The 20,751-nt window shown below is 33.7% G+C and carries 24 protein-coding genes and 3 pseudogenes; 19 read left to right on the top strand and 8 right to left on the bottom strand.

Features of this window, described 5'->3' with window-relative positions:
• Window positions 1-57 precede the first annotated feature (57 nt).
• Both CN288_RS16890 and CN288_RS16885 read left to right on the top strand, forming a co-directional pair.
• Window positions 58-405 carry a PadR family transcriptional regulator gene (locus CN288_RS16890; protein WP_026593237.1) on the top strand — a complete coding sequence of 116 codons (348 nt, stop codon included), beginning with the start codon at window positions 58-60 and terminating at the stop codon, window positions 403-405.
• Complete coding sequence (locus CN288_RS16885; RefSeq protein WP_026593236.1) at window positions 392-1,390, top strand: HAAS signaling domain-containing protein; 999 nt, start codon at window positions 392-394, stop codon at window positions 1,388-1,390. The genes CN288_RS16890 and CN288_RS16885 overlap by 14 nt, the downstream gene beginning before the upstream one ends.
• A gap of 233 nt (window positions 1,391-1,623) precedes the next feature.
• Here the strand turns inward: CN288_RS16885 and CN288_RS16880 are convergent, their stop codons facing one another.
• Complete coding sequence (locus CN288_RS16880; protein WP_098302675.1) at window positions 1,624-2,001, bottom strand: FAS1-like dehydratase domain-containing protein; 378 nt, start codon at window positions 1,999-2,001, stop codon at window positions 1,624-1,626.
• Window positions 2,002-2,208: 207 nt separating this feature from the next.
• Between CN288_RS16880 and CN288_RS16875 the strand changes: the two genes are divergently transcribed.
• The 5 genes and pseudogenes from CN288_RS16875 to CN288_RS16850 form a co-directional block, all read left to right on the top strand.
• Window positions 2,209-3,054: a MerR family transcriptional regulator gene (locus CN288_RS16875; RefSeq protein WP_026593234.1), complete on the top strand. Its 846-nt coding sequence runs from the start codon at window positions 2,209-2,211 to the stop codon at window positions 3,052-3,054.
• A gap of 61 nt (window positions 3,055-3,115) precedes the next feature.
• Window positions 3,116-4,132, top strand: coding sequence for a C45 family autoproteolytic acyltransferase/hydolase (locus CN288_RS16870; RefSeq protein WP_026593233.1), 1,017 nt, complete (start codon window positions 3,116-3,118; stop codon window positions 4,130-4,132).
• A 1-nt stretch (window position 4,133) separates the two neighbouring features.
• Window positions 4,134-4,415 (top strand): MazG nucleotide pyrophosphohydrolase domain-containing protein, encoded by a 282-nt coding sequence (locus CN288_RS16865; RefSeq protein ID WP_026593232.1) that lies wholly within the window; start codon window positions 4,134-4,136, stop codon window positions 4,413-4,415.
• 464 nt (window positions 4,416-4,879) lie between these two features.
• On the top strand, window positions 4,880-5,701 hold the full coding sequence (locus CN288_RS16855; protein WP_098302674.1) for a hypothetical protein: 822 nt from the start codon (window positions 4,880-4,882) through the stop codon (window positions 5,699-5,701).
• A 34-nt stretch (window positions 5,702-5,735) separates the two neighbouring features.
• A pseudogene (locus CN288_RS16850) lies at window positions 5,736-6,056 on the top strand (subclass B1 metallo-beta-lactamase); the annotation flags it as partial.
• A gap of 19 nt (window positions 6,057-6,075) precedes the next feature.
• Here the strand turns inward: CN288_RS16850 and CN288_RS16845 are convergent.
• A complete protein-coding gene (locus CN288_RS16845) occupies window positions 6,076-6,411 on the bottom strand; it encodes a winged helix-turn-helix transcriptional regulator (protein WP_026593229.1) in 336 nt (111 codons plus the stop codon).
• 130 nt (window positions 6,412-6,541) lie between these two features.
• On the opposite strand from CN288_RS16845, the gene CN288_RS16840 reads away from it, so the two are divergent.
• On the top strand, window positions 6,542-7,072 hold the full coding sequence (locus CN288_RS16840; protein WP_026593228.1) for an NAD(P)H-dependent oxidoreductase: 531 nt from the start codon (window positions 6,542-6,544) through the stop codon (window positions 7,070-7,072).
• A gap of 93 nt (window positions 7,073-7,165) precedes the next feature.
• Here CN288_RS16840 and CN288_RS29660 read toward each other — a convergent pair.
• Window positions 7,166-7,305: pseudogene (locus tag CN288_RS29660) on the bottom strand (enoyl-CoA hydratase); the annotation flags it as partial.
• 242 nt (window positions 7,306-7,547) lie between these two features.
• On the opposite strand from CN288_RS29660, the gene CN288_RS28855 reads away from it, so the two are divergent.
• Window positions 7,548-7,856 carry a sodium:proton antiporter gene (locus tag CN288_RS28855; RefSeq protein ID WP_176527686.1) on the top strand — a complete coding sequence of 103 codons (309 nt, stop codon included), beginning with the start codon at window positions 7,548-7,550 and terminating at the stop codon, window positions 7,854-7,856.
• Window positions 7,857-8,307: 451 nt separating this feature from the next.
• Here the strand turns inward: CN288_RS28855 and CN288_RS16830 are convergent, their stop codons facing one another.
• The gene (locus tag CN288_RS16830) at window positions 8,308-8,727 is read right to left on the bottom strand and encodes a VOC family protein (protein ID WP_098302673.1); all 420 of its coding nucleotides are present in this window, start codon (window positions 8,725-8,727) and stop codon (window positions 8,308-8,310) included.
• Between the two features lie 586 nt (window positions 8,728-9,313).
• Here CN288_RS16830 and CN288_RS16820 point away from each other — a divergent pair.
• A complete protein-coding gene (locus CN288_RS16820) occupies window positions 9,314-10,198 on the top strand; it encodes a M23 family metallopeptidase (RefSeq protein WP_255259990.1) in 885 nt (294 codons plus the stop codon).
• A gap of 650 nt (window positions 10,199-10,848) precedes the next feature.
• Here the strand turns inward: CN288_RS16820 and CN288_RS16815 are convergent.
• A complete protein-coding gene (locus tag CN288_RS16815; protein ID WP_026593224.1) occupies window positions 10,849-11,118 on the bottom strand; it encodes a DUF1292 domain-containing protein in 270 nt (89 codons plus the stop codon).
• 646 nt (window positions 11,119-11,764) lie between these two features.
• On the opposite strand from CN288_RS16815, the gene CN288_RS16810 reads away from it, so the two are divergent.
• The gene (locus tag CN288_RS16810) at window positions 11,765-12,532 is read left to right on the top strand and encodes a GNAT family N-acetyltransferase (RefSeq protein ID WP_098302671.1); all 768 of its coding nucleotides are present in this window, start codon (window positions 11,765-11,767) and stop codon (window positions 12,530-12,532) included.
• 50 nt (window positions 12,533-12,582) lie between these two features.
• Here CN288_RS16810 and CN288_RS16805 read toward each other — a convergent pair whose 3' ends face one another.
• Window positions 12,583-12,792, bottom strand: a complete 210-nt coding sequence (locus CN288_RS16805) for a hypothetical protein (protein WP_026593222.1) — start codon at window positions 12,790-12,792, stop codon at window positions 12,583-12,585.
• 141 nt (window positions 12,793-12,933) lie between these two features.
• Between CN288_RS16805 and CN288_RS16800 the strand changes: the two are divergent.
• From CN288_RS16800 to CN288_RS16785, 4 genes and pseudogenes are all read left to right on the top strand, one after another.
• Window positions 12,934-13,209 (top strand): annotated as a pseudogene (locus CN288_RS16800) (NUDIX hydrolase); the annotation flags it as partial.
• A 116-nt stretch (window positions 13,210-13,325) separates the two neighbouring features.
• Complete coding sequence (locus tag CN288_RS16795; RefSeq protein ID WP_098302670.1) at window positions 13,326-14,174, top strand: aminoglycoside phosphotransferase family protein; 849 nt, start codon at window positions 13,326-13,328, stop codon at window positions 14,172-14,174.
• 49 nt (window positions 14,175-14,223) lie between these two features.
• On the top strand, window positions 14,224-15,048 hold the full coding sequence (locus tag CN288_RS16790; protein ID WP_026593220.1) for an MBL fold metallo-hydrolase: 825 nt from the start codon (window positions 14,224-14,226) through the stop codon (window positions 15,046-15,048).
• 14 nt (window positions 15,049-15,062) lie between these two features.
• Window positions 15,063-15,632 (top strand): SGNH/GDSL hydrolase family protein, encoded by a 570-nt coding sequence (locus tag CN288_RS16785; RefSeq protein ID WP_098302669.1) that lies wholly within the window; start codon window positions 15,063-15,065, stop codon window positions 15,630-15,632.
• Between the two features lie 39 nt (window positions 15,633-15,671).
• Here the strand turns inward: CN288_RS16785 and CN288_RS16780 are convergent, their stop codons facing one another.
• Window positions 15,672-15,848, bottom strand: coding sequence for a DUF1272 domain-containing protein (locus CN288_RS16780; protein WP_098302668.1), 177 nt, complete (start codon window positions 15,846-15,848; stop codon window positions 15,672-15,674).
• Window positions 15,849-16,035: 187 nt separating this feature from the next.
• On the opposite strand from CN288_RS16780, the gene CN288_RS16775 reads away from it, so the two are divergent.
• Window positions 16,036-16,905 (top strand): pentapeptide repeat-containing protein, encoded by an 870-nt coding sequence (locus CN288_RS16775; RefSeq protein ID WP_141527980.1) that lies wholly within the window; start codon window positions 16,036-16,038, stop codon window positions 16,903-16,905.
• A gap of 98 nt (window positions 16,906-17,003) precedes the next feature.
• The gene (locus tag CN288_RS16770; protein WP_098302667.1) at window positions 17,004-17,444 is read left to right on the top strand and encodes a hypothetical protein; all 441 of its coding nucleotides are present in this window, start codon (window positions 17,004-17,006) and stop codon (window positions 17,442-17,444) included.
• A 145-nt stretch (window positions 17,445-17,589) separates the two neighbouring features.
• Here CN288_RS16770 and CN288_RS16765 read toward each other — a convergent pair whose 3' ends face one another.
• Window positions 17,590-18,477: a DMT family transporter gene (locus CN288_RS16765; RefSeq protein ID WP_098302666.1), complete on the bottom strand. Its 888-nt coding sequence runs from the start codon at window positions 18,475-18,477 to the stop codon at window positions 17,590-17,592.
• Window positions 18,478-18,895: 418 nt separating this feature from the next.
• On the opposite strand from CN288_RS16765, the gene CN288_RS16755 reads away from it, so the two are divergent.
• Window positions 18,896-19,303 (top strand): MerR family transcriptional regulator, encoded by a 408-nt coding sequence (locus tag CN288_RS16755; RefSeq protein ID WP_026593214.1) that lies wholly within the window; start codon window positions 18,896-18,898, stop codon window positions 19,301-19,303.
• Window positions 19,304-19,448: 145 nt separating this feature from the next.
• On the top strand, window positions 19,449-20,750 hold the full coding sequence (locus tag CN288_RS16750) for a hemolysin family protein (protein WP_441296564.1): 1,302 nt from the start codon (window positions 19,449-19,451) through the stop codon (window positions 20,748-20,750).
• The last annotated feature ends 1 nt before the right edge of the window (window position 20,751 follow it).

The raw sequence follows: 20,751 nt of genomic DNA, 5'->3' as shown, positions 1-20,751 counted from the left end.
TTGCATAGCATAAATTAAATACTGTATGACATATAGTAATAAAAATGAGGTGGGTGAATGAGTAATTTATTGAATTCGTTAACGACAGAGCTTAGGAGAGGAACATTGACATTAGCCGTTTTAAGTCAATTACGAACACCACAGTATGGATATTCACTTGTTCAGTTATTGGAGGAATCAGGTATTACGATTGATCAAAGTACTTTATATCCATTGCTTCGCCGATTAGAGAAACAGAATTTGGTGACAAGTAGTTGGGATACATCTGAAAGTAGACCTCGTAAATATTATGTTCTAAGTGAATATGGGCTAGATATCTTTTTACAGTTAAGAAGGGAATGGATGGAGAATTCAAAAAAGCTCTATAACTTATTAGAAGGGGAAGAAGATGATGAATCTAATTGAGATTTATATTCAGGAAGTTACAAGAAGGCTACCTGAAAAAAATCGTGAAGATATTACACTTGAGTTACGATCAACCATAGAGGATATGCTTCCTGATGATTACAGTGAAGAAGATGTAAAGGCGGTTCTTGAAAAATTAGGGAGTCCAGTCACATTGGCTAGTGGTTATCGAGATCGGCCAATGCACTTAATTGGTCCACGTTATTTTGATGTATATGTGGCGCTATTAAAAATGATTTTACCGATTGCCGCTGTCGTTTCGTTAATTTCGATGATTGCCGTATATTTTATTGGATATAGTGGAGAACAAGCGGTTATAAATATTGTTTTGAGTCTTATGGGCAAAGGAGCATGGACCATCATTGAAGTTGGGATCCAAGTATTCTTTTGGTTAACAGTTGTGTTTGCTATTTTAGAAAGAACAGATAATGGAAGAGATGAGCAGCCATTAACAGCAAGCCTTAAAAAATGGACTCCTGATGATTTGAAAAATATCCCTAATGTCCCTAAGAAAAAAACGATTTCAAAGGGCGAGGTATTTGGAAGTTTATTGTGGACTGCAATTTGGTCAACTCTTTATTTTTATGCGAATCATCTTGTAGGTGTATATGAAGGAGGTAGAAACGGACTTGAATTTGTAGCGCCAACTTTCAGTCAGGATGTTTTGCTTCGATATTGGCCAATCGTTGTTATAATGATAGGTTTAGAAATAGCATTGTCCCTTTATAAATTAATAAAGGGACAATGGACGCAAAGAATGGCAATATGCAATGCGGTCCTTCAGCTAATTGGAACCGTTGTATTCATTGTAATATTATTAAATCCTAATTTATTAAACAAAGATTTCATTACGTATATGGCGGATGTATTTACTATTACTACTAATCAATTTAAAACATGGATAGTTGGCGGTGGTATTTTCATCTTTACAATATCTGCAGTAATCAGTGCATTTGATGGTTTCCGCAAGGCTAAAATTCGTTAATCCGTATTTCTTTTTCAATTAATCATTGTTTTTCTTGAATAAGCAAAAATAGTTTATTCATTTCGCTAAGGCTATTAAAATACCAAAACCTCCTGCTTTTTAATTGAAATCAGGGGGGTTCTTTACTTAATGATTATAAGTTATGTCTGGAATCACGAAGATGATAGTCGTACTTAGGTTGTTCCTTCTTTAAAGCAATTCATTGAATGGTGGAGTGACGGAACAATTAGTATTTAAAGTATTACACCTGAAAAGTTGCCTTTTAATACTACTTTTTCATTTTGATTTTCACATGAAAAGGATGTAATAATAGCTGTTCTATTATTTTCTTGCCTTTCGTACTTTTCAATTTTAACTTCACAAATTATCGTATCCCCTGTAAATACAGGTCTTAAAAACTCAAAATTCATAGTACGAGCCAGTACGTTATTATCTCCACCTATTTTCGTTGGTAGAGTTGCCGTTAGTAATCCTTGAATTACAAGTCTTCCCTGTTCATCTAGTGTTATATGGTGAATCCCTTCATCACCTGAAACCTCTGTGAATAATTCAACGTCCCTTACTGAAAAAGTTCGTTCAAACGTAATGATATCTCCTGCTTTTAAAGACATATAAATCTCCCCCTAAAGTTTAAATACTGTTATGGTTTATTATAGTTTGAATATTATAGCAATTAAGGGCGGTGTTCAACTATTCTGACCATTAGTTCAATAAGGTACACATATAGATTAAAATAAGTTGAGTGAAAAAATAAATACGTTATATAGTAAAATATAGTTTGATAGGAAATAATTTGAAAATAAAGGCTGGGATCGTACATGTATACAGTTGGACAGTTTTCAACAATATGTGGTGTATCTATAAAAACGTTACATCACTATGATGCAATTCATCTTGTAAAACCTTTGCATACTGATTCTGTAACAGGATATCGGTATTATGATTATGGGCAAATAAAAACGTTACAATATATAAAAAAGCTAAAGAGTTTCGGTTTTTCATTACAAGAAATACAGGAAGTCATAGAAAGTCATGATGACACCGGATTAGTGAATCATTTGCAAGAAAAGGCTCTACAGTTAGAGCGGAAAATGATAAAAATACAGCAAACTTTGGAGGGGATTCATCAATCTATTAATGATTTGAAAAGAAATGAGCCGTTTGTAACTGTTTCAAATGTAACAGAATGCTTTGAAGAAATACGGGAAAGACAATGGATTTATGGCGTTCGTGAAAAAGTATGTATGCGAGAAATCGATTTTACTGTAAAAAAATTGTTTGAAAGGTTATACGCATATGGGCTAGAAGCAGATGGGAAAATGATGACAGTTTTTCATCAATTTGATAAAGGGAATGCACCGATAGATTTAGAAGTTTGTGTACCTATAAAAGAGTACGATCGTGCACTTTCAAATGTTCGTTGTTTAGAGGGGGGAAAACATATTTGCGCGATTGTAAAAGGACCGTATTCGGAATTAGAAATTGCATATGAAAAAATAATGGATTTCATTGAGGAAAAGGGATATGTAGTAAGGGATTCACCTTTTGAAGTGTATGAACAGGGAGTGTTTACTGAACAAATCGATTATAAAAACATTCGGCCGGCATCCAAACATAATCCGTTACATTTTATAACGAAAGTGTGTGTTCCGGTCTATTCTTAATTGACCCTCCTGTTACAGGAGGATATACCTTATCCTTAGGAAGAGAAAAGGAGAGGGTTATATGTATCACCCAAGGCTACGGGGAACACATTATGAGATGGGAAAACATTATGGAAGCATTTTATATAAAAATGGTTTTCGATTCCCAAAAGTTTCAGAAGAAAAATTAATATTTGGGAGACAAAGTCATGGTTTATTAAAAGACTTTTACCCAGAACTTATAGAAGAAATGAAAGGGTTTGCTGAAGGTTGTTATGTAACGTATGAAGAGGTCAGTTCTTTTATATTGAGTATAGGCGTATTCGAACCAGAAGCGCAATGTAGTATATTTGCATGTTATAACGGTTCAGAAGTGATTATGGGAAGAAACTATGATTTGATTTTAGATATGAAAAAATATACGGAGAGTTCACTCGTTTGTCCTAACGAGAAATATTCGTATGTTGGACATTCTGATGTGTTTTTAGGGAAAGTAGATGGGATGAATGAACAAGGATTAGCAGTGGCGATTACGCTTGTACAAAGTGAATATAAAGAAGTGGGATTAAATTTTTATGTGGCAGTTCGCAAAATATTAGAAAATGCAAGTACGGTAGAAGAGGCGATACATATTATAAGTGAATTCCCGTCTTCAATTTGTAATAATTACTTATTAGCAGACGGGTCAGGAAATATGGCAGTAGTAGAAAAAGCGCCACATAACATGTTTGTACGGAGACCAAGAGAGGATGAAAATTTTATCATTTGTACAAATCATTTTGTAAGTAAAGAAATGATAGGTTTACAACAAAATGTTAATAATGATTGGAGTAAATCCCAAAATAGATATATCTATATGGAGGAACAGTTAAGAAAAAATGCGCAGTTAAATCGAGAAAGTGTACAGGGTATCTTATCGAATAGTAAAGAACATGTCTGTTTAAATCTAAAAAAATATAATTTTGGGACGTTATATTCAGTTGTATATGAGTTAAATAGCTTAAGAATACATCGTGCAGAAGGGCAGCCAAATCGCTGCAAATATAAAGAAGATAGAAGATTGGTAGAAGAAATTCATAAAAAGGGAAGAGGGATATAAAATGAAGCTTTCTGAATTTCAGCAGTATGTAGCAAACTTCAGTGAAGAAAAAGGATTTCAGAATACAACGATTGAAATGCGTACAATGTACTTAATGGCGGAATTAGGGGAACTAGCAGAAGCAATCGTAAAGCGAAATGAGGATCAGAATACGAATAGAGAAATAGGCTTAGAGATGTTTGATGTAATTTGGAATGTGTGCGATTTAGCGAATAAATTAGAAATTGATTTAGAGGAAGCATTTCAGGAAAAGATGAAAATCAATCGAGATAGAGAGTGGTAAAGATATAAAGTTGGATGATATGACACTAACATGAAATAATAGTGAAAGGAATGCAATAGGTAGGAATTTACGTGAAGATGAAGTTATTGTATTAGAGGATTTAAAATCTGCACTAGAAATAGCAAAAAGCTGTAACGTTACATTTGCAGCTGGTTGGTCCCATCAAATTCCGGGAATTAATAAGCAAAGGGAAAAGGAATCAGATTATTATTTTGAGACTGTAGAGAAGTTTAAAAAGTTATCTTTAATGAATAAAGAGGAGAAAGAACTTGGGATACACCAAGTTCTTTTTTTATGCTACATCGCAGATATTAAAATAATCGTAGATGTTCTATTGGACAAATAGCGCATTTCAAGAGGGAATAGAGTATGTAATTGTACAATTAGAAAAGTATGAATGATAAGAAGATTATGTTAGTTTTTGTTAATTTTTGTATGTATAATGAATATGGAGGGGAAATGACATGAAATTTAGACGGTTACTAAATCTAATAACAATGGTTGCATTATTAACATTGTCTGCTTGTGCTGAAAAAGAAGCAGTAAAGCCAGCAGAGGAGAAAAAAGAAAATACGGCATTGAATCAAGAAGGAAAAAATTCTGCAGAGAAAAAAGAAGAAGTACAAAAGAAAGAAGAGGGACAAATTGGAATTGCAACAACAGTAGAGGAATTAAAGCAACATATTGATAAACGTGGATACATACTTTACACAGATCATCCGATTCGCCGTGTTACGAGTGAAGATGGTCGAAGAACTGATATATCTAATTATGGGGATTTAATTGTAAATGTTCATACAGGGGAGCCGCTGGAAAATGCGCCAACTGATTTGATTAAAGAAGGGTTTACATTTATGACTAGAGGACAGGATCCTTCTTTTCAGTATAAACCATGGGATGAAATATCGAATTTAGAAAGAGCACTTGTAAAGGCTGTATACGTATCTGTTCGGTCACTTCGTGTATTAGAAGCACCCGCAAGACAAGGTGATTTTTCAAATGATGAGATTACAGGGGCACTTGCATATCTTCGGAAAGGTGGAGAATCTGATTATATGGCCCCAGTAGCACAATCTGAAACAGATTCCGGGTTATATGCAAAATATGAAATGATGAAGAAAAGTTGGCGTGAAGTGGCAAACATTGAAAAAACAAAGGAAAATAAAGTGGCCTTTTCAGAAGCATATGAAAAAGCACGACAAGAAACAAATAATATGATAGGTGTGCTAAATATTTTATTATCTAAAAATTATAAGGAGCGTCTATCAAAGCTTCCTAGTAAATAAAAATGTGCAGACAAAACGAGGGGAAGTAATGATTATGAGAAAAGAACAAGCGTTAAAAGTAGGGGTGTGCATAGCCTTACTAGGGGGATGACAGTTTGCTAGTTTTGTAAAGCCAGTGCATGCGGTAGTAAAAGAAGAACAAAGCGTAATTAAAAATCAGGAGAGGACTATTTCAATCTCTCAGATAAACTCAAAAGTATGGGTTCATACAGAACTTGGTTACTTTAATGGGGACGCAGTCCCTTCAAATGGCTTAATATTAAATATCTCTAAAGGGTTGGTACTTATTGATTCTTCCTGGGATGATAAATTTACAAAGGAATTAATAGAGATGACTGAAAAGAAATTTCAAGAGTGATATATAAAGAACCCATTTAAGGGTTCTTTTGTTTTGTTGATTTTTTGACTTGATGATCTTTTCCCCATTCACACATTTCATTCATAATTTGAATTAAAGATTTTCCATATTCACTTATTGTATATTCAACTCTTGGTGGAACTTCTTTATATACAGTACGATGGATGATTCCATCAGCTTCAAGTTGTCGCAATTGTTGCGTCAGAACTTTTTGTGTAATATCTGGGATTGCACGTTTCAGTTCGTGTGTCCGTTTCTTTCCGCTCATGAGAATGCATAAAATACTACTCTTCCATTTTCCTCCGATGACTTCAAGGGTGGTAGCGATAGGAAAGTTATGATTCTGATTCATCTATATATTACACCTCCATAGGTACTTTGAGGTTCCTATAGCACCTGAAAGTACGTACTTTTCAATTATATGTAACTAACACATACTAATACTTAAGGATTTCATTTTTTTATAAGGGGGAAAATAATCGATGAAAACACTTGTAATTGTAGCACATCCTAATATTGAAGAGTCACGGATTAATAAAAGATGGAAAGAAGAATTGGAAAAGTATTCTAATGAGATAACAGTGCATGAATTATATAAAACAGCTCCTAATTGGGAATTCGATGTTGATTATGAACAGAGGTTATTATTAGAACACGATCGTTACATATTTCAATTTCCGTTCTATTGGTATAGTTCACCACCATTATTAAAGAAGTGGTTTGATGATGTGCTGACGTACGGCTTTGCATATGGTTCTACAGGGGATAAAGTACGTAATAAAGAGTTTGGTTTGGCGATTTCTATAGGGGGATTAGAGACGCAGTATAAAGATGGGTTTACAATGAACGAACTAACAAAACCATTCCAGGCGACTTGTCTATATACGGGGATGAAATTTATACCAACATTTACGTTGTATGGAGCGGAATATCAACTAAAGGATGAAGATATCGAGAGCAGTGCAGCTAAGTATATTAACTATATTATGAATAAACGTAATCTTTATATATGATTTAAAAATATTCCGGTCCTTTTGTAGGTATCGGGATATTTTTTATGTAAGTAAACGTAATAATAAAACAGTAAGTCGAAAGAGATGTAATATTCATGAAACAAACTCCTTTTCAAGTTGATTCATACATGTAAACGCCGCAATAATTTTTGTGCGATTTTTTAATCCAGTTCAAATTGTTTAATAGTTACGTCACAACGGATGGTACCATTACTAAAAACTGGGCGTGAGAATATTTCGATATTTATTTAGTTAATACAACTGAAAGCTAATGGGCAAGTCTCTGCGATTGATGAACCGTTTTTGAGAAACAAGTCAATCATTCTCGCCACTCCACGTAAAGACTTTCTATATCATTTTTCCTAATAGCTAATTACTCAAAATTATTTATATTTCCTTTTTATTTGAACTCATTTAAGGTGCAATTCGAAGGAATTCATCTATAAATTCCATAATTAGAGCATAAACAAAAAGAGTGATTGGCAGTGAATTTACAATTAAAGCAAAACTTCTTTTAGCTAAATTTTCTTTACTGAACATTGAAACGATGCTCAAGGGAATGCCAAATAAGGAAGTAAAAAACGCAAGTGATATAAAGACACTTAGGATAGATTCCACACTCTCGTCCGAAGTTATAGATGAAATGAATAGGGAGGTTGGTATAACAATAATCGTAGTCAGTGCTGTAAAGAACGAGATTTTAGTGAATACCTTCAGATTTTTCCTTTCCAAAAAATTCACCTCTCTTTACAAAAATTATATCATAATGGGCTTAAATTGGTAATGTATGAATAGACCGCAAAGCTATCGGAGGAATATGTTTTGCCGCCTTTGGGTCAAAATCGCTTATTAACTTGGTTCTGTTGCAAGGTTTTCTAAACTAAACTTCCCATTCTTTTTCTAATAGGTGTTTTTCCATAAAAAACCTCCACATGTAGTGTGTAAAGAGATTATCTCATGGGTTATATACAAATGGCTGGTGGAAAATATTTGACGCTTACTTATGTAATGGATTGGTTTGGAATAAGGTTTGAACAAATGGATTCTTTTTGTATGGATGAACATTTCATTTTATAAAAAAGTTTGCTTAAAACTTATGTAGAAGCCTCATTTTTATGTACGTAAGGTATTTTATATTCTTGATCGCTACTCAATATAAAAGGCCCCTGAATAGAAAAAAGAGACCTTTTTCGTAACTAATTTATATGAGATATGACTTGTTCGGTTGAAAGTTGTTATGTAAGGAATGTGTCATTGGCTTTTGAAACTTTCTTACCATCTTTATAGTCAAGGCAAGAAACTTCAATTAATAAACCATTAAATACTGTAAAGTAAAACCCGTAACTACTACCTCTCATTGTATAAGGTTCCTTATCTATTTCGATGCCTCCAGCAACTAAACGATTATATGCTTGATCAACTTCACTTGAAGTTTCCACCAAAAAACCAATGTGAAAAGCTTCAGGATATGTAATAGCCTTGTTTCCCTTGAATGCTTTTGGATCACTTAACACGAGAATAAATCCATTTTCATCACTCATGACTACAAGAGCTTTTCCTTTTTGCTCTAAAAATTGGAAATCAAAAAATGTTTCAAAGAAATGCCTAGCTTCTGATAAATCATCAACACATAGATTCAAATGATTTAACTTCATTCAACCATCTCCTTTTAAACAGGAATTAAACAGAAATATATTGCCTTATACGAGTAACACCTAAATGGTAAAAGAAAAGTATTAGAGTGTTACTGATATGATTTTTTTATGATTAATAGTTCAGGCAACTAGACTATATATATGCTACATAACATCATAATTATTCTGTAGTTATCTTTACTATCAATATGAAATTGCTTTTTCCTATACGGGTACATCAAAAGAGACCAAATAATGAACTTTCTATTCAATAAGATGCAGTTGTGGATTTGAAATAAAGTCGCGATGTTTTGAATAAAGTCACGACGTTTCTAAAAATGTTACGATATTTTTTCCCTTAGATAATTTTTGTCGAAGGGTAGGTTTCTTTTTTAACTATAGGAACAGATTTGCTTAATAAGAAAATAATAACGGACTGAATCTACACCTAAAGTTGCATGGAAATTTTATCCTTAAATTGTTATATTTAATGGGGATGGTTCTTATTATTTGGCAATAGATGAACAGATTGAGTTAAGAGCCTACTGAAATATTAATCCTAATAGATTTTAGATATAAGGAGGGGTAGTTTATTTTAAAAAAATTATTGCGAAAGATTGGTTATCCAAATTGTGTGTTAATAGGGCTCATTTTACTATTATGGATCAGTTCTTTTTTTATTGGTGGTATATTTGGTGCGTATTCATGGGCAATACTCAAATTAGTTTTACCTATCATAGGAGCACTAGGATTATTAATTAATTTTGTCATGTTTATCATTTTAATTGTTAAAAAGAAAAAAAGTTTAAAGTTGTTTATTAATGTAATGATAAACATAGTATTAATCTTTCCAATTTTAATGACCATGAATATTATTCTCTGTGCTTATCCAAACAATATTAAGCGTGCACAACCATCTATAACGGTAAGTTGGCCTTTAGCCGAAAAAACTGTAGTTGGTTGGGGGGGAGATAGTGTCAAAGATAATTTACCTCATGCAACATGGGCATCAGAGAGATGGGCATATGATTTAGTAATGGAACCATATAATATTAAAAGTGATAGGAATGAAGATTACGGAATATGGAATAAAGAAATTCATACGCCGGTTTCTGGAATAGTAGTTGCTGTTTCAGATGATGAAGCTGACATTAAACCAGGATCAGAAAATTTTAATTCAATGGAAGGAAATCATGTGTACATAAAAATAAAAGAAACAGGTACTTATCTTTTACTTAACCATTTAAAAAAAGATAGTATCTCTGTTCAAGTAGGAGATCATGTAAAACCAGGGGATGTAATAGGACGTGTTGGGAATAGCGGTTCATCTTCAGAACCTCATTTACATATTCATCATCAAAGGCAAGATCCAACTAAAGTTATACACCCTGTCTTAGCAGAAGGATTACCTCTCTTTTTTAAAGGTATAAACGGTGACTTAATGCCGAAAAAAGATGCTGTTATAAAACCCAAAAATACTCCATTGAAGTAACAATTTTTTATTTCAGAAAAATTACATCTGAAAGATTAATCGATTTGATTCAGTTAACGAGCACTAACATTCAACAAAACGAACCTAAAAATGATCAACCATTTTTATAAACAATAATCATCAAATAACAAATCGAACTCATATTTTGATCAATCTTTTTTCAAAATGTGAGTTTTTCTTATGTTATAAATCCAGCGTTTGTAGTTCCATTTTAATCAAACACTATTTCAAACCAACAGCAGTTCGTTATTTGGATCGTTTTTTCTAGGATTGATTTGTAAAATTAGAAAGCACCGTGAAGAGATTAGTAAATCTGTTAAAATACAGCCTTTGATGCATAATGCACATAATGGTTATATAGATTGCAAGAATGCAAGTAGTGTGATCTAGCAAAGTGTTTCGAGAAATGCTATGGATTTCCGCCTCCATCTTAAAATGAATCAGGAAATTCTCAAAAAAATGGGTATTCAACCTAATGAAATTAAATGCTACAAAAACAAAAAAGTTGAACTTAATTAACGCAAATAAATTTGGTGAGAAAAATTTCGTTTTGGGGGTAATTCAACATCTTAGCTTGATGGAGATGGGCGGCACCCTTATATGCAAAAACAGAGGGGTGATATGCATCCCCCTCTTGTGTCCAACTAATATTATTCATGCTCTTCCATCATTTTCTCAAACGCAGCAGATACTTTTTCAAATTCCTCATCACTCTCAATGTATGAGAATTCACTATCTTCTTCTACTTTTAAAAAGAAGATATCAATGTCTTCCTCTGTTTCCGTTTCAATGTCTTCTACAAAGCCAACAGCAATGTATTCTGCTCCTTCGACATTCATCGTTCCGAGCACTTCAACTTCCTGCTCCTCATTACTCTCATCGCTAAGGGTGAAAATTTCGCCTACTTCAATTTCAGACATATTCATTCTCCTCCTGTTACACTCTAAAAAATAGAATGTTCAAATCGTATACTTACTAGTATATCTTTCCATAAAATATCAAATTAATGCGCAAAGTACAACAATTTCTTGCTGCTTCAGCATAAGAAGTAAACTAAAAAGATATCATCTGTGAATATGAATGAATACATTTTGGGTTCTCGTCATATGCCCATGAACTTTAGAAATGGGTTGCGCCAAAAACGAAAAAAATGAGTCGAATTCTCATAAATAACTGTAAAATAATAAATTTTTCGTTTTGGAGACATTTCAAATTCTTGAGATTAAAAGTGCATTACTGTTCTCTTATGTTAATGAGAAAGGGTGTCGTGCTTTTTATGAATAGGCATAAAAACAAGGGTTATCTGTATTTACCGAAGCGTTATATAGATGTATGTCTCACGCTACACTTAATTAATTCGCTATAGAAGTAGGCGGAATGAAACGGAAATGTAAATGCTAGGAGCCCATTTTTTATCTGTATGTTTACGGTTAAATTTTCATTAAACTGAAAACATTTTATTCTAGAACTGAAAGGGATTTAATGGGGGTAACCCGAATAGTATAATTTCGGATGTTTGTACTCTATGATTGGTAGTTTTAACTTTTGCATAGAAAGGTGAACACAATGTGTAATCTTACAACGGTTCAAAACATATTTGGTTCCTCCAAAAAAGTATTAAATGGGTTACCAAATGCAGTAACAATTGAAGAAATTGAAGAAGATGCGCTGTATGATCTTCAAAATTATAAAGAGAAGATAAAAAGATTTGTAGAGGTTTGCTCAAGTTGGAAGGTAAAAAGAGCGAGTGTTTTACTAGATAAAAGTTTTAACAGTTATACTCCGAGTGCAAAAATATTACGTGAATTTGGTTTTCAGCTTTATGCAGCAAAAATAGAAGTGTTTCGCAAACTTTCGTGTATCGTAGTTCCAGAGAAACAGTATAATTTTCGCTCTATAGATGAAGGGACATTGTCTGAAGAAGAATTTAAATCACTTTGGGAGCGATGTATGCTAGGGTCAGATAATAAATCATCCATTCTTAATATCAATGAACATTTTTACGCTATACAAGCAGAATTAGGCCAGGGTTGGGAAAAATCATGTATTGCCTTTTATGATAAGGAGCAACCGATTGGAATATCTATTCCTCATATTGAACCTGGTACGAAGGAGGAAGGACGATTATTTTATTTCGGATTATTGCCAGAGGAACGTGGAAAAGGACTTAGTGCTCATATTCATCTTCAATCTTTACGTTTGTTAAAGCAAATGGGAGCTACCTATTATATAGGAAGTACCCATATGACAAATGAAAAAATGCAAAAGGTTTTTTTGAAAAACGGATGCTCTATAAAGGCAGAAACGGAATTGTATTGCAAAACTTTTAAATAGGTTTAGGGGCTGAGAGGATAAAAAAAGTTCGGTATATGACCGAACTTTTTTTATCTGTTTACTACTTCAATAAAAGATGTATTCCCATTTTGCCTCATAACGGAATGGAAATTGTTATTTTCTAACGTTTCAGCAACTTGTTTCAATTGCCTTACATCATCGTGATGAATCAGTAGGCTGTCCGCGCCACTTTCTTCAATATGAATATGTTCAACCTTACCGATAGCTTGATTTACGGCTTGTAAAAAATCGTGTTTCATATATAAAACCTCCTATTATACGGGTGTTTTTATAGCATTCCCTTATTTATAAAAATTAAAAGAGAATACAAGTAAGGTTCATTTTATATAACCTCCAATTTGTAGCAGGTTTTTGTTGTGTGAAAATAAAATATGTATTAGGAAGAAGGATATGTAAAAGGAGAATGTCTTTTACTTGGATATATTGCTGTAAACCATGGTGAAAACCCGAATTGGAATGCCAATGATCCATAGCCTAAGGTAGGATATCAACCGTTTTACCGGATGGATATTACAGAAGTGTATGATTTTAGCGGTGAGTACGAATCGAGTAGTATGGTATTTGTGAAACCAAATGAGATTACATTATATTATCCAAAGTGGAATGAAATTTGTATAGAGATATTAGTTGCAGCATTATCGGTGTCGGAGAAATGAGGATTGCTTTTTTATAATATAAAAATTAAAGGAGTTTCCTTATATTTGTCAAATAATAATAACGTTGTCTTATTTATAGGAATTTCAAATACATTTGCAGAGTGGGAATAGGAAAAGTGGATATTTCAGAAATTATTGAACAATTAATTGTTAATGAAGTCATTGATCATTATCCAAAAGGGTGCAAGAGATTAACCGGCGGTACTACAAGTAGACTGTACCTTATAGAAGGAAATGAGCCGTGCGTTGTTAAGTTGAATGAACCGAAAGTAATTGGAGAAGAGGCTTATTTCCTTAAATTTTATGAAGACAAAAGTGTATTTCCTAAGCTTTTGTATGTAGATTCACTCAATAGATATATGGTCTATTCATTTATCCCTGGTTCCACAAGTTATGATGTTGAGAATAAAAAAGATATTCTTTTTACACTTGTACAGAAAGTGATTCATACATATAAACCAGCTATGAAAATGGATCAGTGGGAATGGAAAGAAGAACCGGTAGACTCTTGGCAGGTCTTTCTTTTAGAGAGGGTGATGGAAGCTAATGAAACTGTAAAATCCTATATAACAGAAGAAGATTTTCATACTGTTCTTAAATTAGTACACAGTCCAAATAGAACGAGATATAGTAATCAACCATATTTATTACATGGGGATTGTGGATTTCATAATTTTATATTTAATGAGCATAGACTATATGGTGTGATTGACCCTCTGCCAGTTTTGGGAGATCCAATATATGATTTCATTTATGCATTTTGTTCGACGCCGGAAGATCTAACGAAGGAAACAATCGGCGAGGTAGTAGAAAAGAGTGTATTTCATAATAGAACGAGAAAAGTTTTATATGAAGAAGTTGTAATCGCTTTATATTGCAGATTAGACACTTGTATGAGACATCATCCTGAAGATTTAGAAGCTTATTTACAAGCTTGGCGTTATTGGATGGATCAAATTCATTAACAATGAAAGATTGATAGATAAAAAAATAAATAGGGACAGGAGAATTTTTATGAAGAATTTTGTGTGTACAACGTGCGGCGTGCAATATGCAGCGAGTACAGAAGAACCAGTGAATTGTATGATTTGTAATGAGGAGAGGCAGTATGTGAATCCGAAAGGGCAATCTTGGACAACACTTGATGATTTACAAGCGAGCCATACATATCAAAATGAAATCATTGAAGAAGAAACAGGATTATATAGCATGACAACGAAACCAGAATTTGCGATTGGTCAAACAACTTATTTGGTAAAAACAGAATCGTATAATTTGTTATGGGACTGTATTACATACTTCGATGAAAATACGATTGAGAAGGTGAAAGAATTAGGGGGATTAGATGCAATTGCGTTATCCCATCCGCACTATTATTCTACTCAAGTAGAATGGGCGGAAAGATTCGATGTACCAATCTATATTCATGAAGATGATAAACAGTGGGTCATGCGTCCAAGTAAACATATTGTTTTTTGGTCAGGAGAATCATTGCAATTATCTCATGAACTCACTGTGCATCGTCTAGGCGGACATTTTAAAGGTGGTTCTGTTTTACACTGGTCACAGGGGAATGAAGGGAAAGGGATTTTATTAACAGGGGACATTATTCAAGTTGTAGCGGATCAAGAGTGGGTGAGCTTTATGTATAGCTATCCCAATTTAATTCCGTTACCAGTAAATAAAGTTGAAGAAATGGCCAAAAGGGTAAAGTCACTTCCTTTTAATCGTTTATACAACGCTTTTCACAGGGTAGTAAAAGAGAATGCAAATGAAGCTGTAGAACGTTCGGCTCAGCGCTATATTTCAGCATTAGAAGGAAAATTATTTCATACATAAGAAGGGAAACGGAAATGAAAACATTAGTATGTTTTGGTGATAGTATTACAGACGGTGAAACATTCTGGAATGGCGAATCTAGATTAACACCGCGTTTACAAAGTCTGTTTCCTGAATGGAAAGTGGTAAATGCAGGGGTTTCTGGTGACAATACGTTTGACGCATTAAAACGAATAGAAGAGGATGTCTTATGTTACGAGCCAACATTTGTAACAGTCTTTTTTGGTGCGAATGATGCAGCATTTCATAAACAAGTATCACTACAAGAATATGAAGAAAATTTAATTACGATTGTGAAAAGAATTTCACCAGAAAAAGTGCTTCTCATAAGTCCAGCACCAGTGGATGAGGAAAGGCAGTACGCAAGAACAAATGAAGTATTATTACAGTATGCGGAAGTAGTAAGAGAAGTGGCAGAACAAACAGGAGTTCATTTTCTTAATCTACATTCTCACATGATTGAAGAATTAGATTATAAGAAATTCGTAGGAAATGAAGAGCGTGACGGCTTACATTTTAATGCTGTTGGTTATGAATATTTATCTGAGTTAATTGGAAGTGAATTGAAAGAGATTTTTAAATAAGTGTTCAAATGAAAAGCAAAGCTATGAATAGCTTTGCTTTTATGATTTTCTTTTGGGTCTACGCACTAATTCACCACCACAGTTTGGACAAACATGATTTGTTTTTTCCGTGCACGGTGCACAAAATGTACATTCGTAAGTGCAAATATAAGCTTCCGAATCCGTTTGAAGTGAAGTATTGCAAGTTTGGCAGTTTGTTTTCATTTCTAATGTCATATGATTCCCTCCTGATTGTATGAATCTTTATAATTTAATGATAATATAGGTTGGAGAATATGTCCTTTTTATATGAAATTATATTTGGAAGTTAGCGTAGCGTTTGAAATGAAATATGATATTTGATTTACGAATTGATTATGTATTTAAAATGAAATAAAAGGTAGAACAACAGGGGGTACATGTTTTGTTAGAGAATAATAATTTTTTGGATGCAAAAACTGATGTGAGTTTTAATAGTTTACGAGCTGACTGTGAGAATTGCTTCAGTTTGTGCTGCGTTGCATTACCTTTTGCAGCTTCGGCAGATTTTGCCGTTAATAAGGATGCTGGTAAGCCTTGCTCTAATCTGCAATCAGATTTTCGTTGTAGCATTCATAAAAATCTAAGGCAGAAAGGTTTTAAAGGATGTACTGTATTTGAGTGTTTTGGTGCGGGACAAAAAGTTTCACAGGTTACTTTTGAGGGAGTTGACTGGAGGGGAGATTCAAAACATGCCAAGAAAATGTATGACGTTTTCCCAATTATGCACCAACTTCATGAGATGCTGTGGTATTTGAATGAGGCTTTAGCGTTAAAAGCGACACGTACGATTCATAAGGGAATTTTTGACGCAATTGCAGAGACGGAACGACTTTCTCAGCTTAGTCCAGAATTGCTGATGGATTTAAACATTCCATCACACCGAGCGTATGTAAATGAACTTCTATTAAAGACAAGCGAATTAGTATGGACGGAGTCACGTTACAAGTATAAGAGTTCGAAAAAAAATAAAAGGATTAATCATCGAGGAGCAAACCTTATGGGGGCAAAGCTTAGAAAGGCAGATCTTAAGGGAGCAAATTTACGAGGAGCATACTTAATTGCAGCTGATCTTCGAGGAGCAGATTTAAGAATGGCTGACTTTATTGGTGCCGATTTACGAGACGCTGATCTTCGTGGGGCAGATCTTACTGAGAGTGTTTTTCTGACTCAAGTTCAGGTTAACGCAGCGAAAGGGGATGTCAACACGAAATTACCAAGATTGCTTTCTCGTCCGGCGCACTGGTCTGCTTGAGGAAAAGATAATATGTAAATGTTTCATAACAATTACCACTTAGGATAAACCTAGATTATTCATTTATCGTAATTTCTAATTGAGGGGGGTTAAATAGAGTGAATTTGAATTCTTGGGAATATAAAACCACAAATCATTATTTTGACTACTTAGATTTTCACGATTGCTGTGTTGAAGAAATAAAGGTTGAAAAAGATATGGCTATTTTTGAATTTGAATTTGTTTATATTTCCAAAATTCATCCTCTCAATCCTTATAAAGTTGCAAAGGCAACGGATAGATGCAAACTTACTTTTAAAGGTGTAACAATGATTAAACTCATTATCCATTTTGATGATGGAATTGATAAGGAAGTCCCAATAGTTGAATTGGAAGAAATGGAGTTTTTGACTTTTAGCCAAAGTTCAATTAGAAATAATTTTATTTTTAAAATGTTCGGCACTGATTGGAAAACAAAACAATTTTGCAGTATCAAACTTAAAGCAAACAACTTTACATTAGAATGGAATAGATTCACTGAGGATGCTTGGTATGTTTGACATTTGTAAATAAGGATTTAAAGAAGTGGATATAAAAACAGGCCCAATATACTTCTGATTATTGTCAACATCAATATTTAACAGTGTATAACAGAAATTAAAAACACAGGCTGGAGTATTATACAGCCTGTGTTTTTTGCTATTGTTAGCCCTTCTTTTCAAGTGTAGTAATCACTACACTAAATATAATCAGGGCACCACCAATAAAGAAGTTGCTGTTTAATGTTTCATTCAATAATAGCCACCCTAGTAATGAACCAACGATGGGCTGAAAAAAGAAAAATAATGAACCGATGCTGGCATCCATTAACTCAAGTCCTTTATTCCAAAGAAAAAAGGCACCTGCAGTGGAGATGATTCCTAAATATAGAATACCTAAAATGATTGTGGGATTTAAGTTTTCAATTGGACTTGATTGTAACTCCCAAATCATGCACGGTGTAATGAAAAATAACGAAAAGAATATTGCATACGTTGTAATGACCAAGGATGAAAAACGGCTAGAAGCAATTTTTACATAAATAGATAGTAAAGCCCATGTAATGGCAGCTCCAACTAAAATGATTGTGCCAATAAAATAAGAACCCATCTCTATATCCCATCCGATGACAATTGTGACGCCTATTGTAGCTAAGATGGTAGAGAGTATTCTACGTGCAGTTAGTTTTTCTTTCAAAATCAAAGCAGCAAATACAACCATAAATGCTGGAGTGGCTGATGTAACTAAAGAACCTGTGTGAGCATCTGATAATTTTGTTCCAAAAAATTGGCATGTAATTGAAATAAAATAGCCAATGAAACCGATCCAAGCAAAAAGTAACCAGTCTCGTTTATGAATGAGGAGTTTCTTTTTATTTTTTCGTTCAATTATTTTCAAAATAATATATAGAACGAAAAAAGCGATGATAAAGCGAAGCCAAACAAGTGTAAGAGGGGGAACAAAGTCTAGTACATATTTACTGATAACGTACATACCACCCCAAATACTTGCTGCAAGTGATAAACATATGGCACCTAAAATTGTTTGTTTCATTGTGAAATACCTCCGTCTATTTGTAGGATTCTTACAAGTCCTAAGACGAGGCATATTTTTTATAAAAATATAAGCATGCCCGCCTTAGATTATAGACGGATTACAGGTTGATCATTTTCGAAAAGGTTGCTGTAGTACATAAGAATTTCTCCTCTCAATATTTTGAATTTGTTTATCGTAAATAAGTTTTATAATAAAATTATAACTTAATTTTCAGAATATGGGATAGGTAAAATGAAATATGTTGTGATTCAGTCTCACATTAGTAATTATCCAAAGTCAATTAGTTTAGAGAAGGGAGATCAAGTGCGAATTGGTCATTCATATTCAGAGCTAGAAAACTGTCACGTTTGACTGTACAGTTTATGTATTGTATGATGTTCTTAACATAAATGGGGAGGGAAAAATCGTTGGGAAGGTGTATCGAATCGGACAGTTGGCTCACTTGGCTCACGTATCGAAACGAACGATTGATTATTATACGAATCTAGGTATCTTAAAAGCGGAGCGATCTCAATCTAATTATCGCTATTACGATGAAACAGCATTTGAGACATTACAATTTATTGAGAAATGCAAGGAAATGCATATGCCGCTTTGTGAGATTAAAGAGAGGATCGAGGAGAGAAAGAAGCTGCTCGGTATCAATGAACACGTTTCGAAACAAGTGAATGAAGTGACAAACCATATCCATCAATTAGAAGCAGAACTAACACAGTTGAAACCTCTATTAGATGGGTTAACAGATTCACAACGTGAAAAAATATCGAAGTCTTTATCTGGTCAAACGACGACTTTAATACAAACATTGATACTATTTTTATAGTTGAAATTGGATCCGACTCTTTTAATTTCTGTATAGCGCTATGTTTTCTAAAGAAATAGAGAATCAGAAAACATTATAAGTATACAGGAGGTGAACACCTTAGTTTTTTTACTAAGGGGATTCATTGGGAATATTTAATTTAGTCATGGTTGCGATTTTAATCGCATTTACTGGATTTTTCGTAGCAGCAGAATTTGCGATTGTTAAGGTACGTTCAAGTCGTATAGATCAGCTTGTTGCGGAAGGAAAACGCGGTGCGTTAGCAGCAAAAAAGGTAACAACAAATTTAGATGAATATTTATCTGCTTGCCAGTTAGGAATTACAGTTACGGCAATGGGACTGGGTTGGTTAGGTGAACCGACAATAGAGAAGCTTTTGCGTCCGCTATTTGAGAAATGGAATATAACTCCTTCTATATCTCATGTATTAACTTTTGGTCTTGCTTTTATGATTATGACATATTTACATGTTGTGGTAGGTGAATTAGCACCAAAAACAATGGCAATTCAAAAGGCGGAAAGAGTAACTTTATTATTTGCTGGACCGCTCATGATGTTCTATAAAGTAATGTATCCTTTTATTTGGATGCTAAATAGTTCAGCACGTGTTATAACTGGTTTGTTCGGCTTGAAACCGGCTTCTGAACATGAAGTAGCCCATTCTGAAGAGGAATTACGATTAATTCTTTCAGAGAGCTATGAAAGTGGAGAAATTAATCAAGCAGAATATAAGTATGTAAATAATATCTTTGAATTTGATAACCGCATTGCGAAAGAGATTATGGTACCACGGACGGAAATTGTCGGTTTCTATCTCGAAGATTCAGTAGAAGAGCACATGAACATCATCCAAAGTGAACGATACACGCGTTATCCAATCTTTGGAGAAGATAAAGATGATATTATTGGTATGGTTAACGTAAAAGACTTCTTTATTCGATATATGAAAGGCGATACAAAAGATTTATCATCTATTCGTACGTATATGCGTCCGATTATTGAAGTTATGGAAACAACTCCAATTCACGATTTACTTCTGCAAATGCAGAAAAAGCGAATTCCAATGGCTGTTTTATATGATGAATACGGAGGCACGGCCGGAATTGTAACGCTTGAAGATATATTGGAGGAAATCGTCGGCGAAATTCGTGATGAATACGATGAAGATGAACACCCACCAATTCAACACATAAATGATCATCACAAAATTGTGGATGGAAAAGTGTTGATTACAGAAGTTAAAGATTTATTTGGTTTACACATCGAAGAAGAAGATGTGGATACAATTGGTGGATGGATTATGATGCAGAACCATGAAATTGAAGAAGGACAATGTGTCGAAGCAGAAGGATATGAGTTTAAAGTTCTTGAAAAAGATGCATATCAAATTAAACGCATTGAAATTCGAAAAATTGATCATCAACAAGAGAAAGCAGCAACTGTGTAGG

The sequence above is a fragment of the Bacillus sp. AFS023182 genome (assembly GCF_002560575.1).
Lineage (GTDB): Bacteria > Bacillota > Bacilli > Bacillales > Bacillaceae_G > Bacillus_A > Bacillus_A arachidis.
Note: the sequence above shows the minus strand (reverse complement) of the source record. Positions and strands in the feature narration are given on the sequence as shown.

Coding starts and splice junctions, on each gene's coding strand:
- CN288_RS16890 (WP_026593237.1), top strand. CDS start 58: ATGAGTAATTTATTGAATTCGTTAACGACAGAGCTTAGGAGAGGAACA.
- CN288_RS16885 (WP_026593236.1), top strand. CDS start 392: ATGAATCTAATTGAGATTTATATTCAGGAAGTTACAAGAAGGCTACCT.
- CN288_RS16880 (WP_098302675.1), bottom strand. CDS start 2,001: ATGTCTTTAAAAGCAGGAGATATCATTACGTTTGAACGAACTTTTTCA.
- CN288_RS16875 (WP_026593234.1), top strand. CDS start 2,209: ATGTATACAGTTGGACAGTTTTCAACAATATGTGGTGTATCTATAAAA.
- CN288_RS16870 (WP_026593233.1), top strand. CDS start 3,116: ATGTATCACCCAAGGCTACGGGGAACACATTATGAGATGGGAAAACAT.
- CN288_RS16865 (WP_026593232.1), top strand. CDS start 4,134: ATGAAGCTTTCTGAATTTCAGCAGTATGTAGCAAACTTCAGTGAAGAA.
- CN288_RS16855 (WP_098302674.1), top strand. CDS start 4,880: ATGAAATTTAGACGGTTACTAAATCTAATAACAATGGTTGCATTATTA.
- CN288_RS16845 (WP_026593229.1), bottom strand. CDS start 6,411: ATGAATCAGAATCATAACTTTCCTATCGCTACCACCCTTGAAGTCATC.
- CN288_RS16840 (WP_026593228.1), top strand. CDS start 6,542: ATGAAAACACTTGTAATTGTAGCACATCCTAATATTGAAGAGTCACGG.
- CN288_RS16830 (WP_098302673.1), bottom strand. CDS start 8,727: ATGAAGTTAAATCATTTGAATCTATGTGTTGATGATTTATCAGAAGCT.
- CN288_RS16815 (WP_026593224.1), bottom strand. CDS start 11,118: ATGTCTGAAATTGAAGTAGGCGAAATTTTCACCCTTAGCGATGAGAGT.
- CN288_RS16810 (WP_098302671.1), top strand. CDS start 11,765: ATGTGTAATCTTACAACGGTTCAAAACATATTTGGTTCCTCCAAAAAA.
- CN288_RS16805 (WP_026593222.1), bottom strand. CDS start 12,792: ATGAAACACGATTTTTTACAAGCCGTAAATCAAGCTATCGGTAAGGTT.
- CN288_RS16790 (WP_026593220.1), top strand. CDS start 14,224: ATGAAGAATTTTGTGTGTACAACGTGCGGCGTGCAATATGCAGCGAGT.
- CN288_RS16785 (WP_098302669.1), top strand. CDS start 15,063: ATGAAAACATTAGTATGTTTTGGTGATAGTATTACAGACGGTGAAACA.
- CN288_RS16780 (WP_098302668.1), bottom strand. CDS start 15,848: ATGACATTAGAAATGAAAACAAACTGCCAAACTTGCAATACTTCACTT.
- CN288_RS16765 (WP_098302666.1), bottom strand. CDS start 18,477: ATGAAACAAACAATTTTAGGTGCCATATGTTTATCACTTGCAGCAAGT.
- CN288_RS16750 (WP_441296564.1), top strand. CDS start 19,449: ATGGTTGCGATTTTAATCGCATTTACTGGATTTTTCGTAGCAGCAGAA.